At 49.3% G+C, this 576-nt stretch carries 2 tRNA genes and 1 rRNA gene; all 3 read right to left on the reverse strand.

Annotation, left to right across the window (positions count from 1 at the left end):
* Positions 1–177: 177 nt before the first annotated feature.
* Positions 178–253 (reverse strand) — tRNA-Ala (locus JKP81_RS23485).
* A gap of 103 nt (positions 254–356) precedes the next feature.
* A tRNA-Ile gene (locus JKP81_RS23490) sits at positions 357–433 on the reverse strand.
* Positions 434–505: 72 nt separating this feature from the next.
* Positions 506–576, reverse strand: a 16S ribosomal RNA gene (locus JKP81_RS23495); the annotation flags it as partial.

Genomic DNA, 576 nt, shown 5'->3' on the forward strand with positions numbered 1-576 from the left:
ACAACCCGAAGATGTTTCGTAAAACATCCGCGTGTCGCGAAAATTTGAGAGACTCACAGAACAGTTCGCACTGTTCAGTGTTTCAATTTTCAGCTTGATCCAGATTTTTAAAGAGCAAAACTTCGCAGCACACACAGAATGTGTACTCTGAAGTTTTCTTGTGCCGAACAGTAAAGATGGTGGAGCTATGCGGGATCGAACCGCAGACCTCCTGCGTGCAAAGCAGGCGCTCTCCCAGCTGAGCTATAGCCCCATCGTGGTCTCTGGAACCTTTAATTTCTGGCGAGGCAAGGCGGGGTGACACGAAGCATACTGAAGTATGTGAGTGTCGCCGCAACGCAGCATCAGCAGAAATTTGGTAGGCCTGAGTGGACTTGAACCACCGACCTCACCCTTATCAGGGGTGCGCTCTAACCACCTGAGCTACAAGCCTGCAGAGATTTTTTACTGCTCGTTATTTCATCAGACAATCTGTGTGGACACTGCAGAGAACGGTTCTTTAAGGTAAGGAGGTGATCCAACCGCAGGTTCCCCTACGGTTACCTTGTTACGACTTCACCCCAGTCATGAATCACA

This window comes from Kosakonia sp. LAM2021 (assembly GCF_016620385.1).
GTDB lineage: Bacteria > Pseudomonadota > Gammaproteobacteria > Enterobacterales > Enterobacteriaceae > Kosakonia > Kosakonia sacchari.